The organism is Magnetococcales bacterium (assembly GCA_015228815.1).
In the GTDB taxonomy this organism is placed as follows: domain Bacteria; phylum Pseudomonadota; class Magnetococcia; order Magnetococcales; family UBA8363; genus UBA8363.
The window spans coordinates 41,665-57,794 of the sequence record JADGCV010000020.1; the positions used below are offsets into that span (position 1 = coordinate 41,665).

Sequence of the window (16,130 nt, forward strand, 5' to 3'; positions counted from 1 at the left end):
GACATCAAAATTGGCTTTGCTGCGCAACAGTCGTTTCAAGGCCCAGTCGAAGGTGATCAGACGACGCCGTTTCATCGTGTTGCCCTCCCCATAGGTCAATCCTGCCGCAACGCCACAAGACCATCGATTTTCCGTCGAAAGGTTATAGAATGCCTTTTGTTCATGCAAGACGCGACGCCCCTTGTGTCACTCTTCCAGCGTCATCATCCCTGGCCCAGGTTCTGATCCATGAAATATCGGCATAATTTCTGCTTGCTTCTTGAAAATTCCGAACCATACCACTCATTCAAGGTGACGCAATGGCGGCAACTCCCCTCACCATCAACGAACTCTCGGCCCCCACACCCCTTTCCCGCGATGGTCGTGCCCGTGGGATCGGCGCCGGTGAAAAGAATCCATTTTCGGCACACCTCGATCAGGCCCTGGAGGCGAGAAATATCCCGCAAGCCCGGAGCGCAACCCGCCAACCCGCCACCAATCCCTTTGTCGAGGCAGTCATGGCGGCACTGAAGCAGGTCAAGGCGAACCAGGGCATGGCGTTGACACCCGATCTGGACGCCATGGAGACCGCCGGCATCCAGAGCAACTGGCCCTCCTCGTCCCACGCCTCGATGGAATCGGCGTTGCAATGGGCGACACCGACCACGGGCGTTCCCGTTCGCCCCCGGGTCCTGGTCCAGGAACTCCCGGCACGGACCCCGAGCATCGCCCCCTCCCCCGTGGCCGCGGGAAAATACGAAACCATCATCCAAAAAGCCTCCCAACGTTATGGCGTCGATGCCGATCTGATCCGTTCGGTCATTCAGGTCGAAAGCAGCTTCAATCCGCGGGCGGTATCCCCTTCCGGGGCCAAGGGAATGATGCAACTGATGCCGGGAACCGCCAGGGAACTCGGGGTCAAGGATCCCTTCGACCCGGAACAGAACATCATGGGCGGCACCTCCTATCTGAGCCGCCTGTTGGACCGGTATGACGGCAACGTTCGCTCGGCCCTCGCTGCCTACAACTGGGGCATGGGCAACCTTGAAAGAAAACCGGTGGCGGCCATGCCGGGAGAAACCCGTCAGTATGTCTCGAAAATCATGGGCATGATGGATCAGGACACCACCGCCTGAACAAGGTTCAGACTTCCTGATCCCTTCCAGATAATGCTGGCTTTTTTGTCCACGAGACCGGAAGCGGCGGTGGCACTAAATCTAGCAAAATTGATAGGTAAATCAAAGTGCATGTTGCTCAAAAAGTGCCGTTAACGAATCCTGCGGGATCAGGAACTCTGAGGTTCCCCGGTTCCAGACCATCCATGGATCCCCTGCTCATCGAACCTCGGGTATTGAATGATCGGATCTGCTTTCTGACCCGGATCCAGGGTTTGACGGATGGTTTTTTATTTCTCAGCCATCCCGATACCCAGTGGGAAGCCCATACCCCCGGGGAGGTCGTGACGGTGCTGAACCAGGCGGAAGCGGCGGCCCGGAGCGGAATGTGGGTCGCCGGTTTCCTCGCCTATGAAGCGGCAGGGGCCTTCGGTCTTCCAGTCCTGCCACCACAGCCGGACCATCCCCTGGTCTGGATGGCCTCCTTTTCCCGGGTCCATCGTGGACTGCTCCCTGATCCATCTTCCCGCTTGATGGCCTCACGGGGACAAATCGACCACTTTGACATCGATTTTCCACGCTACCGACAAGACCTTCAGGCCATTCTGGAAGCGATCGGACGGGGAGAAACCTATCAGGTCAATCACACCCTGACCGCCACGATCGCCCCCTGCGATCCGGGAGAATTGTTTCTGCGGTTGCAGGGATTGCACCGGTTTCCCTTCGGGGCCTGGCTTAATTTTGGAACGGGACGGGTGGCCTCCTTTTCTCCCGAATTGTTCCTTGCCGCCACCCATGGCCGCATCATCACCGCCCCCATCAAGGGGACAAGACCGCGATCGAACGATGTTCTTCAGGATCAACAGGCGGCCCGGTCCCTGGAACACTCCATCAAGGACCGGGCAGAACATGTCATGATCGTGGATATGGCCCGCAACGATCTGGGACGGATCTGCATGACCGGCTCGGTCCGGCCAGGACCGATTTGCGAAAGACGGTCCTTTTCGACCATTCATCATCTTGAGACCCGAATCGAGGGACAATTGCGTCCGGGAATCGGCTTGGCCGCCATCATGGAAGCACTTTTTCCCGCCGCGTCCATCACCGGCGCTCCCAAGAAACGGACCATGGACATCATCCGGCAACGGGAACAGCGTCCCCGGGGAATCTATACCGGCAGCCTGGGGATACTGGCCCCTGGAGGGGACCGGTGGAATTTCAACGTTGCCATTCGCAGCGTCGTCTGGTTGGGCAACGGAATCGGACATATGGGATTGGGCGGTGGCATCGTCGCCGACTCCCAAATCGCGGCGGAATGGCGGGAACTCGAAGACAAGGGCCGGTTTCTGACACATCCCCCCGAACCCTTCGGCTTGATCGAAACCTGTCTGGTCGATGGCGAAGGGACGATCCCCCGTCTTGACGCCCACCTGCGGCGCCTTGCACAGTCCGCATCCACCCTGGGGTTTCCGTGTCCGACGCAGGAAATCGGCGAAAAAATGCAACGGCAGGCCCGATCGTGTCATCCACGCCCCCGCGTGCTGCGCGTGGTTCTCGACATGGGGGGAAGGGTCACGTTGACCGAACGCGACTGGACGCCACCACCCACTCCAAATCGGTCCATTCGGATCGCCATTTCTCCGGCATTCGTCGATCGCCTGGATCCCATGACCCGCCACAAGACGACCCGGCGTCAACTTTTCGACCACTGCCTGTTCCAGGCTCGGCAACGAGGACTGGAAGACTGCCTGTTCCGCAATACCCTGGGACACATCACCGAAGGGGCCATTCGCGCCCTCGCGGTCCGGTTTTCCGATGGCTGGGTCGTCCCCCCACTTGAGGACGGGCTGCTGCCCAGCCTGTGGCGGGAAGAATTCGTGCAAACCCACACCGGAGTCAGAGAACAAAGCCTGAGTGTCGCCAATCTGACCCAGGCCCGGGAAATCGTCATGGGCAATGCCGTTGGCGGATCGGTCACCGTCGCCGGGATCATCGATGAATACAATCACGAAATCTATCGTCAACCCGATCAAGAAGCACTGCCCGATTTTCATTCCACGCCGCAAACGTGAAACCAGGTGCCTGGCCAATCATTTGTGAAGGTCATACAAGGAGTTGAATATCAATGAAGAATATCGATCTGCATCCGACGCTCGTCAAGGATTGCATCATGGTGGGAACACTTGCCGCATCCATCCTGCTGCTGATGAACGATCGACACTATCCATGGTTGGTTCTGGTACCCAATCGACCGGGTTTGCGTGATTTCGATGATCTTTCCGCAAACGATGCCTCCATGGTCCATGCCGATATCAGGCAGGCATCGAATCTGTTGCGTACCCTGTTCAAACCGACGAAAATCAATGTGGCCGCCCTGGGCAATGTGGTTCCGCAACTCCATATTCACGTCATAGCCCGCTTTGAATCCGACAGGGCATGGCCAAAACCGGTCTGGGGCGTTTTTCCTCCGGAACCTTACCCCGAGGACCAACGGCATTCTCTGGTGGCACGGATAAAAAATATGCTTGATGAAAACAATATCCAGAGTGGCTGAACACGATACGCCACAGTCACAACGTCACTAGCGAAATCCCCGGGCGAAATCCCCGGGAATGGGATCCCCAAGCCCGATCATGGAACCAATTGCAAAGGTGATCCCGTGATGTCACCTGGAGTGGTTCCAATGCGCTCCCTGGGTGATTGCGCTCAGATTGGGCAGGGCCAGAAGGTCGGAGAAGTCCATGACGATTTCTCCGACCTTGTTGAACAGCAGGTCCTGAATGGGTTCCAGTTCACCCTTTCCGTTGGCCTCGACCAGGTTTTTCAGGTCGTCGCCCTCCTTGATCAGGATGAACTTGGCCCGGGTATGATCGATTTCCTCGACGACATGAATGTCATAGAATACCTTGCGGACCGGGTCGATGCCATTTCTGGCAAGGTCCTGACTGTTGATGACAATTCCGCGACCTTCAAGCCATGCCAATGGAACGCCGCTTTTGACCTTCTGGACCCGTTCGAGGCAACCAGACTTTTCCAACTGCTGTTCGGTGACGCCCAGCTTTTTCAGATCGTCCGGGGTGAGGCGATTTTCGCTTCCGGGAAGTTTGACAACCCATTCCTTGAGCGGTTGAATGCCCAACCGCTCCATTTTTTTCGGGTTCAGAGAAATTTCCCTTCGCTTCAAACGCTCCACCGTGATTCCACCCTCTTTGCGCAGGATTGCAAGGTCGAATCCCTGAGCCTTCAGTTTGGCAAGGAGTTCGGAACGTTCCAGTTCCTCCCAGGTCAACCATTCACGCCATGCATCCAGCTCGATCATTTCCTGTTCGGTGACGATCTGGTTCTTGACCAGGGTAACCCCCCCCCTGAGTATGGCTTCGGGAGAACAATCGAAATCAAGATTCTTGTCCCGTTTCATCTGTTCCACCACCTTCAGCGAAAGACCACCCCGGCGGCGGATCCGTTCGACGTCCATGCCAATGTTGCGCAATACCGGCAGGAACCCAAGTTTTTCCAATTCCTGATACGTCAACAACGCCACCGGCTGGACCGGTTTTGCCGGATTGGGAGTGAACATGCGCCGCTCTTTTTCGCGCGGCAGGGCAAAACGTTTTCCCTTGGGGAGAAGGTCGGGGTTTTGCCGCATGTAGATTCGATGCCACGCGGCATAATGGACGGGGTTGAAGTGTCCCATGAGGGCATCGGAATTCATGATGATCAAAACCTTGAAAGAGTCGAGCTGCCGCTTGTAGGCACGACTTTCCTCCAGGGCCGAAACCATGTCCACGAGCGATGACGCCTGAATGACATCCCGATCATCCTCGTCCAGTTGCGCAACGATCCCGGGCAGGTCCAGATCAAGTTTTTTCTTCAGATAATCGGCAAACAGGGTCAATCCCCCGTACCCTTTTCCCTTGACACTGGCGTACCATTCATGATGGAGCAGGGCAGTCAGCATCGCAAGATCGGGGGGGGCACCCGGACGATGAAGCAACCTTCCCCCATGGAGGGTATGCAATTGCATTTCCTTCCATTGGGTATTGTCCAGCTTCCCCGGCCAGTCGAGCGTTTCAAGTTTGATCCTGGTCTTGCCGACATCATGATTGAAAACAGCGATCGCCCCCCGGACGATTTTTTCATCACTCCATCCCAGTTCATGGCCAATCGCCATCAAATGAAAACTGGCGATGATGCTGTGTCGCGCGGTCCCGCCGTGATGTTGCGTCAAAGCCATCAATTTTTCGGTCGGATCGCAGGAAAACAGATTGTCGATGTCGTTGAGGTTGTCGCGAATCAATTGTTCCAGCGAATGTAATTGATTTTTGTTTTGGAGCGATTGGGCGACATCGTCGATGCCGGCGAAGGTTTTGGAGACAATGTTTTCGATGACCGAGAACATCTGCTCCATCTGGACCACGGTCGATACAACCGCCTGTTCCCGGATGACCTCGGCGTGGATCGTGCGAATCCCCCGGCGTTCGAGCCGATCGAGCAGTTTACGGTCGATGGAGGTATATCGTGGCGCGAAAATGGCTTCAGACCCGGGAATTTTGACCTCCCGGGACAAACGCATGTTGCCAAGAAGGGCGGGGTCGGAAAGATGGTACTCGCCCTTGGCCAATTCATGATCGGTCTTCTTGGTCACACCGCGAACCTTTCCGTCCCTTCATCGAGTGGTGACATCCAGAAAACCTCTGGACCTCCAGTGGTCGATCGGCGATTCGTCGCTCATCGTCCGGCCCCGAGCCATTCCCGATGGCCGTTGCCTGTCGCGCCATCGCGCCAGGCCGCAACAAAGCCGACAAAATCGTTCTGGGCAAGCGGACGACTGAAATAGTAGCCCTGAAGTTCGTCACATTCAATCTTTTCGAGAAATTCGACCTGTTGTTTGTTTTCGACCCCCTCCGCCACGACATGCAGTTTCAGACTTTTCGCCATCGAAACAATGGCCAGAACGATGGCGGCATCATCCGAATTTTCGCTCAGTTCGCGGACGAAGGATTGATCGATCTTGAGCGCTTGAATCGGCAACCGCTTCAGATAGCTCAGCGACGAATAACCGGTCCCGAAATCATCCATGGAAATACTGATCCCCAGGTCGCGCAGTTGTTTGAGGGTGGCAATAGCCTGTTTCTCATCCTCCATCATCATGCTTTCAGTCACTTCGAGTTCCAACCATCGCGGGTCGAGACCACTTTCCAGAAGGGTGTCCTTGACCATGTCCAAAAGGTCTTTTTGTTGAAACTGCCGCGCCGACAGGTTGACCGCGACCCGCAACGGGGGACCACCGTCATCGATCCTTCTTTTGTTGAAATGACAGGCAGAATGAAGAATGCTCTTGCCCATGGGGACGATCAGGCCGGTCTCCTCGGCCAGGGGAATGAAGTCGGCGGGAGAAACCATGGAGCCATCGGCGCGGCGCCAGCGGACAAGCGATTCCATGCCGACAATGTCGCGCGTCGCAATGGAAAGTTTCGGCTGATAATGCAGAATGAACTCGTTGGCATCCATGGCCTGACGCAAACTGTTTTCCAATGCCGCCCGGCGGATGGAATGGGTATTCATCCGCTCCTCGAAAAACTTGAAATTGCCGCGGCCACTCTCCTTGGCATGATACATCGCCACATCGGCATACTTGGTGATTTCATCGAAGGTCGTGCCATCGTTCGGGAATACGCTGATGCCCACGCTGGCGCCGATATGGGCCTTGTATTCCTGGATGGGGATCGGTTCCATGAGCGCGGCGATGATCTTTCGGGCAATGGGTTCGGCTTCACGGGGAGATTTCATCCCCGAAAGGATCACGGTAAACTCGTCACCCCCCAATCGCGAGACCGTGTCGGCAGTCCGGACACAGAGGCTGAGCCGCCGGGCAACCTCCACCAGCAGTTGATCGCCCGCGGCGTGTCCCAGGGTGTCATTGACATGTTTGAAACGGTCCAGATCGATGAAAAATACCGCCACCAGGGTCTTGAACCGTTTGGCCGCCTCAAATTCGTGCATCAGGCGGTCGCGAAACAACATGCGGTTGGGAAGGGAGGTCAGCGGATCGAAAAACGCCAATTGTTCCAGGCGTTCCTCCGTCGCCTTGCGGTGGCTGATGTCGGTGAAAATGCCAACAAAATGGCCAATGATGCCATCGGATCCCTGAACCGCGTTGATGGTCAACCATTTGGGGTAGGATTCTCCATTCTTGCGCCGGTCCCATATTTCTCCGGACCAGGTACCCCGATGGGTGATGTCATGCCACATTCGCTCATAGAATTCAGCGCCGTGCCGGCCCGACTTGCCGATTCTCGGGTTTTTCCCGATCACATCCTCGCGGGAAAAACCGGTGATCATGGTGTAGGCCAGGTTGACATCGATGATGGTGCCAAACGGATCGGTGATGACAATGGCCTCGCTGGCATTCTCGAATACCTTGGCCGCCAACTTGAGTCCTTCCTCGGCCCGGTTACGCTCTTCGATTTCCTGCTTCAGTCGCAGATTGGACGCTTCAAGTTCCCGGGTGCGGTCAAGAATGCGTTGTTCCAGTTCACCATAGGCCGCCTGAAGGGCATCCTTGGTTTGTTTGCGTTCGGTGATGTCATGAAGAATGCCGGTGAAAAATGTTTCCTCGTTCGAACGGAAGACGCCGACCGACAGTTCGGCGGGAAATTCGCGTCCATCCTTGCAGACACAGGAGACCTCGCGAATGGTTCCAATGATCTTGCGAATACCCGTCGTCAGGAAAGAATGAATATAATGATCATGGGCTTCGCGATACGGAGATGGCATGAGAATGGAAACATTTTCTCCAATCAACTCCCGGGACGTATAACCAAACATTTTCTCCACGGATGCGTTGACCGAGCGGATGATCCCATGATGGTCGATGGTAAGAATGCCGTCCACCGCCGAATTGAGGATGGACTGGTTTTGATTGAGGCTGCTGTGCAGTTCACTCAGAGCGGTTTGCCCGCGGCGATGGATGGAAAATATGAAAAAAATCGCCAAAATCAGGGACAGCGAGGACCCGATCGCGTGAATTCCGTCCAGGTCCGTCTCCGCTTCCACCAAAACGGCAACGATCAGAGGAAGAACAATGGCAGCAAAATGGTAACCAAAACGAAACGGTGCGTTGGACTTCATCGGTTCTTTCCAGACAAACGCGCGCAGGGTCGATGACGGGCATGAACTCTGGTGTCGGATGAGAAATAATTCCTCCAGAGTGGATCAACGGGTTAGCAAAGACAGTATTGCAAAATTAAATAATGCCTATGGCAATGGAAACAATTATTGATAACCACCTGTCCAACGTCTCATTATGGAAGGAAAGTTTCCGGAATTCAACCCCTTCATCAATGAATGAACGGTGCTTCCCGTCCTTTCCGGAAAATGAGAATGGATCGAAGGTCACGGGGTGAATACGTATCAATGTTCATTAAACCTGGCCGTATTTTGCATCAATTCATGGAACGATAATTGCGAAGTCCCATGAATCATGGCTGCGAAGTAGTGACCGTGGGGATCGGCCCCTCTTGCTCCTCAAGATGATTTCATGCCTCCGTGAATCTTTTCGTACTTGCGTCCTTCTGTGGCATTGCCCTGCTCAACCCGTTGTGGGGGTTGGTCATCCTGTTGATCGCGGAAAACAGTCTGTTCCATATCGGTACCCGTTTTGCCGCCGTGGCCCTTCCGGTAGGTTATGCCAGCATGATGGACGTGTTTCTTTTCTGCCTTTTTCTGGGAGCGGTGCATCGATCGTCGCGGGAATACGGATCGTTGCCGTTCATCCATCGTCGCCAACGCGCATTCGCTTCCCCTTCCGGGACGACTCCGGGCCAAGACGGCAAAAAAAACGACAGGCGGTCGCTGCAACGGTTCGCACGGAAAACCCTGTCGAACATTCTCCTTCCCTATCTGATCTGGATGGTGTTGTGCCTGGTCCTTGGCCTGGTAGAGGGACATCCCGACGTCGAACTGGTCCAACAGATTCGCGCCGCGGGTATCCGTCTGTTTCCCTGGAGTCTGGTGTTCGTGGTCTGGATGCTGCGGTCGCGCGCGGATATGATTTTAAAAATTGCCCTGGGAGTGGCAACCCTGACCGCCCTGGTCCATGTCGTCATCCAGATCATCGACAATCGCACCGTGCTGATGGCGGCCTATTATTTTCTTCGGGATACCCAGGATGCATGGATCCTGGTTCGCCAAGCCCTGACGGAAAAGGCGGAACTGGTTCGCGGTATTCCCCAGGGAATCGTTCTCATGGTTTCGACATTGGTGTTTCTCTTTACCCGGTTCATCTCCGGTCAGTCGCAACGGCCAAAAATCGATCTGGCTCTGGCGGGAATCCAGGTGATCGCCATCGCCATCACCATCACCCGTTCGCTCGTGGCCACCTTCGTTCTGGGCATTTTCATGGGAATCGTCTTCGGATTGAGAAGGCGGGCGCGATCGCGAACCCTCTTCGAAAGGACCATCCTGAGCGTCTTTGGTGGCATTTTCTTTCTTGGCGCTTTTTTCGCGTCCAACACCATCTACCTCGAAACCTGGTTGGCACGCTTTGCCGAACTCGGTCAGGATGTGGCCATCTACTCCGCCGAAACCAACCGGGGTCTGGACAATGTCAGTTCCTGGAATGCCATCATGGAGAAACCAATCTTTGGCTGGGGGTACCATGTCTATCCTTCCCAATTCGCCATCGGACCCATGTTGGGCAATGACATCCATCCCATCCTGGAGAATGGTCTGTTCGGGGGATGGGTCGCCGTGGCCATGACCATCTTCATGTTCATCGTCCTGGTCAAACGGTTCCAGGAAGCGGGACGGCGGGATCGGGAGGTGGCGATCCGGTTGTTGCCGTATCTGGCGATATTCAGTTCCTATCTGATCCTCAACAGCATTGGCGCCGGCGGCAGTTTGACCGGAAAGGGCTTGATCGCCATGGCGCTTTTCATCGGTATTGCCCTGGCCGAAATGAGCCAACTCGAATTGAATGCCCCGGCGAAAGAAAAATCGATCCCACCCCAACCGTCCGGGCATCCCTTTCAATGGAAAAAATTCCGTCGCAAGCCTCGATGTCTCGGAACAATCCATTGTTGAAAGAAAAAAGTTGGCTTCGTGTTTTCAATCCGCAATCGGTGGAGAAGTCAAGTGTGCGGCATCGCCGGATTGTTGTCTCGACAGTATGATGACGCAATGATTGCCGATATTCTGGCGGCGATGAACCATTCCCTGGCCCATCGTGGTCCCGACGGCGCAGGCATATATGTTGAAAGAGGGGTAGGGCTTGCCCATCGGCGTCTGGCGATCATCGATCTTTCCGACACCGGACATCAGCCGATGCGCTGGCGTCAGGGTCACCTTGTGATCGTCTTCAATGGCGAAGTCTACAACCATATCGAACTGCGTCACACCTTGGAACAACTGGGCCATGCCTTCGAAGGAAGCTCCGATACCGAAGTGGTGTTGCATGCCTTCGGAGAATGGGGTTGTGCCGCTTTCGCCAGATTCAATGGCATGTTCGCCATCGCTTTTTACAATACCCGGACCGATCATCTGACCCTGGTCCGGGACCGGGTCGGGATCAAACCTCTTTTCTACCGTTGGAAGGGATCCGAATTCGCCTTCGCTTCGGAAATGAAGGCTTTGTTCCACGTCCCCGATCTGGACCGGCGGATCAATCCCGATACCTTTTTTCATTATCTGGTCTATAATACGCCACCCGCTTCGGCAACCCTGCTCGATGAGGTGCGACAATTGCCTCCGGGGTGCATCATGGAAATCGATGCCTCCCGTCAGGTCAGGATCCGTCCGTTCTGGATTGCTCCCCCCTTGATCCCGGACGAACGCCTGACTTTGGACGGGGTTGTCGAGGAAATGGAAGGGTTGCTGCGCGATTCCATCCGCCTTCGTTTGCGCTCCGATGTTCCGGTCGGGGTGTTTTTGAGTGGGGGCATCGATTCCAGTCTGTTGACCGCCCTGGCCGCGCCCATGGTATCGGGTTTGAAAACGTTTTGCGCCGGTTACCGAACCGGCGACAGTGACGAAAGCGTTCATGCCGAACAGGTGGCGCGACATCTGGGAACAGACCACCATACCTTCATGATCGACCCCGCCGATCTTGATCCCAATCGCCTGATCATGGTTGCGGATGAGCCTTTGGCCAACGTGACGATCGTCCCTTATCTGAAACTGGCGGAAATGACCCGCCGCCATGTCAAGGTGGTATTGGCCGGGGATGGGGGCGACGAATTTTTCGCCGGTTATGATGTCCGCAACCATTATTCCCGGATGCTCCGCCTGAAAAAGTTGACCGGAGAAAAATTTTGGAACGCCGCCTGTGAGGTCGCCAAAAGATTGCCTCTGGGAAAAGATGTGTCGCGAGTTCTCAATCTGTGCCATTTTTCTTCGCCGCATGAACTCCTGGCCCTGTTCCAGATCGGCATTCCGCTTCATGAGGTTTCCTCACTCCTCGCCCAGCCCCATCACACCGATCTTCCCTCCCATTATTCGCTTCCCGCGGAAAGCACCTCATTCCTACAACTTAACCGGCACACCATCACCACCTATCTGACCGATACCGTCCTGAAAACCTCCGACCGGGTGACCATGGCCCATGGCCTGGAAGCCCGGGTTCCCCTGACCGATTACCGGATCATGGAATTTGCCTCCAGGCTCCCCGAGCGGTTGCAATTTCACCAGGGGCAGGGAAAGGCGATCCTCAAACGTATTCTGTACCGGCACGTTCCGAGACAACTGGTCGATCGGCCCAAACAGGGATTCGCCATTCCAGGACATCGTTGGTTCCAGGGACCGTGGCGTCCTTTATTCGATGAGTATCTGTCCGCGACGATGGTGCGTCGTTCGGGATTGCTGCGTTGTGAAGTCGTGGACCGCATGCGGACCGACTATCGCAACGGTCGCCGTGAATATGCCGCGATCCTGTGGCGCCTGCTGGTCTTTCAATGGTGGCATGAACGGTATGTGTTGGACGCCACCGGTGAATTCTCCCGGTCCCATCCCGATTCCGCCGGGAGCCCCTCTTGAAAACAATCCTCTTTTCCAGCGGTGGCGTCGATCACTATCAGATGGGACTTTTCGAAGGGCTCGCCAAGGCAGGAGTGCGGGTAGAGATGGTCGGGAATGATCGTCTGAACGATTACCGTTTTCTTTTCGCCCGTTATCCTGGAACGGTGGCGGTCAATCTTCGTGGCGGATTCGATCCGGGAGTTTCACTCCCGCAAAAACTGCTTCGAGTGCTTGGGACCTATGTCCGGGTTCTCATTTATCCCTTTCGGACCGAGGCCCGGTTGGTCCATCTGCAATGGCTGATCCGTCTGCCCAAGCTGGATCGGATGCTGTTGCCGCCTCTTTTTCGTCTGGCGGGAAAGCAGGTGGTGATCACGGCGCATGAAATCGATCCCGAGGCGCGTCATGAACGCAGTGGTTTTTTCAATCGTCTGACCTTGCGTTTCTATTACGCCATGGGACGGAGGATCATCGTTCACACCCCTCTGATGAAAAAACAGTTGATGGAATGGTTCGCGGTCGCGGATGAAAAAATTTGCATCGTCCCCATGGGCCTGAATGAATTCCTTTACGATCCCCTGTTGACCCGGGACGAGGCGCGGCGGCGCCTGGGATTGCCCCAAGAAGGGACCATCTTTCTGTTTTTTGGCATGATCACCCGGTTCAAGGGGGTTGACCTCCTGGTGGAAGCCTTTCGTGACCTTGGCACGGATTGCCATCTGGTCCTGGCGGGACGGGGGGCGACGGGATCGGGGGCTTATCTGGATCGGTTGCGCCAGGCGTTCGACTCGGAGACCCTCAAAAACCGGGTTCATCCTTTCATCCAGTACATCCCCGATGCCAGAATCGCCGATTTCTTTACCGCCGCCGATTGTCTGGTGTTACCCTATCGCAACCTGTACCAGAGCGCCGTCCTGTTCATGGGGTTGACCTTCGGCCTGCCGATCATCGCGACCGATGTCGGATCACTCAGGACGTGCATCCGCGATGGCGAAAACGGCTGGATCTGCCGTCCCGGGGATGTGACGGACCTGGCGGAAAAACTTCATCTTTTTTTGCGAAGCGACCTGGCGCTTCATGCCGACCTCCATCGAGAAGCGATCCGAAAACAGGCCCGGACCGAGTATTCATGGGAGGAGATCGGAAGCAGAACGGCAGCCATCTATCGGGAGGTGGTCCGGGACAACCGTCGATGAACATCATCGCAACGATTCAAACCCTGACGGAAAACGGGACGCTGATCCATGGAAAAAAACCAGATCGAAGAGATTGAAATCAATTTACTGCTCGATGCCCTCTACCTTCGATATGGATACGACTTTCGCGACTATGATCGCGGGGCACTGAAAAAAAGAATTCACGCCTGTCTTTCCCAATGCACCTTTCACCATGTTTCCGAAATCATTCCTCGTCTGCTCCATCATGGTGAATTCCTGACACGGCTGGTTCATGCCCTGTCGATCAATACCACCGCCATGTTTCGCGACCCCCAGACCTTTGCCATCTTGAGGACAACAGTCTTTCCCGTTCTGGCCAGTTTTCCCTTCATCAATATCTGGCACGCCGGATGCGCGACCGGCGAAGAGGTCTATTCCCTCGCGATCCTTTTGCACGAGGCAAAACTTTTACGCAATGCCCGAATCTATGCCACCGACCTCGATGATGAAGCGCTTTCCAAGGCGCGCGAAGGCGTCTATCCTTTCGAACGCCTCGAAGAATTCGAGGAAGGTTATCGCCAGGCAGGAGGTGTCCATTCCCTTCGGGACTACTGCACCCTGGGATATGGCCTGTTTCGCTTCGAAGACTGGTTGCGGCAAAACATGATCTTTGCCAACCATAATCTGGTCACGGACGGCGTCTTCGCCGAGATTCATCTGTTGCTCTGCCGCAACGTTCTGATTTATTTTAACCCCGAACTCAGAGAACGGGCCCTGGGCCTGTTCCGGGACAGTCTGGGACGGGGCGGTTTTCTGTGTCTTGGCGGCTCCGAATATCTTCCCAGGCCGGGATGGGAACATTGTTTCCAAACCCTCGCCATGAAAGAACGAATCTTTCGGAAAATCCCTCTATTGTAGTGTTTCCTCGATCGCAAAACATGGATGAACAGCCAGGCATTTTGATCGTGGACGACCAGCCCGCCAATCTGCGGGCGATGCAACGCCTCCTTCAGGAGATTCGGGGAACCATCTTTGCCGCCGAGAACGGTGAATCGGCACTGGCGCTATGCATGCAACATCGGTTTGCCCTGGCTCTGATCGATGTCCGAATGCCCGGCATGAGCGGATTCGAACTGGCCGATTACCTTCGCGGCGCCGAACGGACACGAAATATTCCCCTGATTTTCGTGACCGCCGCCCCCTCCGATCAACTTCATGCCCTGCAAGGTTACCAGACCGGAGCGGTCGATTTTATTCAAAAACCAATCGATGACCGGATCCTTCGTTCCAAGGTCAATGTTTTTCTGGAATTGCACAACGCACGGGAAGAATTGCGCCGTCATCGGGATCACCTGAGCGAACGGGTCGCCGAACGGACCGCCTCGCTGGAGCAGGCCCACAAAAAACTCCATGCCTTGAATCGGCACCTCATCCGGATCCGGGAAGAGGAACGGCGTGTCATCGCCCAGGCCATGCATGATGAAATGGGCAATACGCTGGCGCAACAAAAAATGACCATCGAATGGCTGCAACTCAATCGTTTCGATCACGAACGCATGAATCAAGAATTGGAGCGGCTCAAACTTCAGGTGGAGGATACCATCGCCAAGGTCCGCCACATCACCCTGCTGATGCGCCCGCCAATCCTCGACCAATGCGGATTGCCAGCCGCCCTGGAATGGCAGACGGCCCAGTTCGAAAAAACCAGCGCCATCCCATGCCAGGTCGAAATCGCCAACCCCGAAGCGTCACTCGACGAGGAACAAAAAATCGCCCTCTTTCGCATCCTTCAGGAATCCTTGACCAATATCGGACGCCACGCCCGAGCCACTGCCGTCCGCGTTGCCTTTTTCCGCACCCGGGACCTGGTCCATCTTGTCATCGAGGACAATGGACAGGGGATCGCCGATGAAATCCTCACCCATCCCACGGGAAACCTTGGACTGCGCGGCATGGAAGAACGCGCCTGTCAACAGGGAGGCGAACTGCATCTGGAAACCTCCGCGCAAGGGACGCGAATCACCACCACCATCCCCATCAACCCTTCCTCCCGGAGCCCATCCCATGATCCGCATCCTGTTGGGGGATGACCATTCCATCTTTCGCGAAGGACTCAAACGGATTCTGGCCGAACGCCAGGACATGCTCATCGCCGGCGAGGGGGAAAACGGCGATGAAGTCTTGCAACTGCTTCATTCCAGTGCTGTCTGGGACCTTCTTCTCCTGGATGTTTCCATGCCCGGAAAAAACGTCCTGGAACTGGTGACGGAAATCCACCGGCGCTGGCCGACCCTTCCCATTCTCATCCTGACGATGCACCGCGACCGCGAGCTGGCCATCCGATTCATCCGCGCCGGGGCCAAGGGATTTCTCACCAAGGACTGCGGTCTGGGGCAACTGTTGCGTGGCATCGTCAAGGTGGCCGCGGGTTCCCGCTACATCGACGAGGAGGTGGCTGATTTTCTCCTCGAACACCTTGCCGGCGACAGCGGAGCGGCACCACCCCATGCCCTGCTCTCCAACCGGGAGTTCACGGTCCTGTGCCGGATCGCGAGCGGCCAGACCGTGTCACAAATCGCCTCTGAACTTTCCCTGAGCATTTCCGCGATCAGTTCCTACCGCAACCGTGTGCTGAACAAATTAAAGTTGGATAACAATGCCCAGTTAACCCACTATGCCCTGAAAAACGACCTGCTCAAATCCTCCGATCAGGCCGTCCTGACACGACAACCGTGACCGTCACCGTTCAGACCCCGTCATTCTCAACGAAAACGGGAATCCAGGATTTACGGGGCCTCCCTGGATCCCCGCTGTAGCAGGGGATGACGTTCGTAAGGGGGGTGAACGGTTACCAATGACCGGAAAT

At 55.7% G+C, this 16,130-nt stretch carries 12 protein-coding genes; 9 read left to right on the plus strand and 3 right to left on the minus strand.

The window, feature by feature from the left end:
• Positions 1-168: hypothetical protein (locus HQL76_09965; protein MBF0109491.1), on the minus strand; the 168-nt coding region annotated here is incomplete at its 3' end.
• A 329-nt stretch (positions 169-497) separates the two neighbouring features.
• Here HQL76_09965 and HQL76_09970 point away from each other — a divergent pair.
• The 3 genes from HQL76_09970 to HQL76_09980 all read left to right on the plus strand — a co-directional run bounded on the left by HQL76_09970 (position 498) and on the right by HQL76_09980 (position 3,648).
• Positions 498-1,115 carry a lytic transglycosylase domain-containing protein gene (locus HQL76_09970; protein ID MBF0109492.1) on the plus strand — a complete coding sequence of 206 codons (618 nt, stop codon included), beginning with the start codon at positions 498-500 and terminating at the stop codon, positions 1,113-1,115.
• 185 nt (positions 1,116-1,300) lie between these two features.
• Positions 1,301-3,166: a bifunctional anthranilate synthase component I family protein/class IV aminotransferase gene (locus tag HQL76_09975; protein ID MBF0109493.1), complete on the plus strand. Its 1,866-nt coding sequence runs from the start codon at positions 1,301-1,303 to the stop codon at positions 3,164-3,166.
• Positions 3,167-3,219: 53 nt separating this feature from the next.
• Positions 3,220-3,648, plus strand: a complete 429-nt coding sequence (locus tag HQL76_09980) for an HIT family protein (protein ID MBF0109494.1) — start codon at positions 3,220-3,222, stop codon at positions 3,646-3,648.
• A 111-nt stretch (positions 3,649-3,759) separates the two neighbouring features.
• Here the strand turns inward: HQL76_09980 and HQL76_09985 are convergent, their stop codons facing one another.
• Together HQL76_09985 and HQL76_09990 are read right to left on the minus strand one after the other, a co-directional pair.
• A complete protein-coding gene (locus HQL76_09985) occupies positions 3,760-5,739 on the minus strand; it encodes a hypothetical protein (protein ID MBF0109495.1) in 1,980 nt (659 codons plus the stop codon).
• Positions 5,740-5,822: 83 nt separating this feature from the next.
• On the minus strand, positions 5,823-8,225 hold the full coding sequence (locus HQL76_09990; GenBank protein MBF0109496.1) for an EAL domain-containing protein: 2,403 nt from the start codon (positions 8,223-8,225) through the stop codon (positions 5,823-5,825).
• A 417-nt stretch (positions 8,226-8,642) separates the two neighbouring features.
• On the opposite strand from HQL76_09990, the gene HQL76_09995 reads away from it, so the two are divergent.
• From HQL76_09995 to HQL76_10020, 6 genes are read left to right on the plus strand one after another with little or no spacing between them, the layout of a single operon-like run.
• The gene (locus tag HQL76_09995; GenBank protein MBF0109497.1) at positions 8,643-10,178 is read left to right on the plus strand and encodes a hypothetical protein; all 1,536 of its coding nucleotides are present in this window, start codon (positions 8,643-8,645) and stop codon (positions 10,176-10,178) included.
• 51 nt (positions 10,179-10,229) lie between these two features.
• Positions 10,230-12,125, plus strand: coding sequence for an asparagine synthase (glutamine-hydrolyzing) (asnB, locus tag HQL76_10000; protein MBF0109498.1), 1,896 nt, complete (start codon positions 10,230-10,232; stop codon positions 12,123-12,125).
• On the plus strand, positions 12,122-13,303 hold the full coding sequence (locus HQL76_10005) for a glycosyltransferase family 4 protein (GenBank protein ID MBF0109499.1): 1,182 nt from the start codon (positions 12,122-12,124) through the stop codon (positions 13,301-13,303). Before asnB ends, HQL76_10005 begins: the two co-directional genes overlap by 4 nt.
• A gap of 48 nt (positions 13,304-13,351) precedes the next feature.
• The gene (locus HQL76_10010; protein MBF0109500.1) at positions 13,352-14,182 is read left to right on the plus strand and encodes a protein-glutamate O-methyltransferase CheR; all 831 of its coding nucleotides are present in this window, start codon (positions 13,352-13,354) and stop codon (positions 14,180-14,182) included.
• A gap of 20 nt (positions 14,183-14,202) precedes the next feature.
• On the plus strand, positions 14,203-15,354 hold the full coding sequence (locus tag HQL76_10015) for a response regulator (protein ID MBF0109501.1): 1,152 nt from the start codon (positions 14,203-14,205) through the stop codon (positions 15,352-15,354).
• On the plus strand, positions 15,329-16,000 hold the full coding sequence (locus HQL76_10020) for a response regulator transcription factor (protein ID MBF0109502.1): 672 nt from the start codon (positions 15,329-15,331) through the stop codon (positions 15,998-16,000). Before HQL76_10015 ends, HQL76_10020 begins: the two co-directional genes overlap by 26 nt.
• The last annotated feature ends 130 nt before the right edge of the window (positions 16,001-16,130 follow it).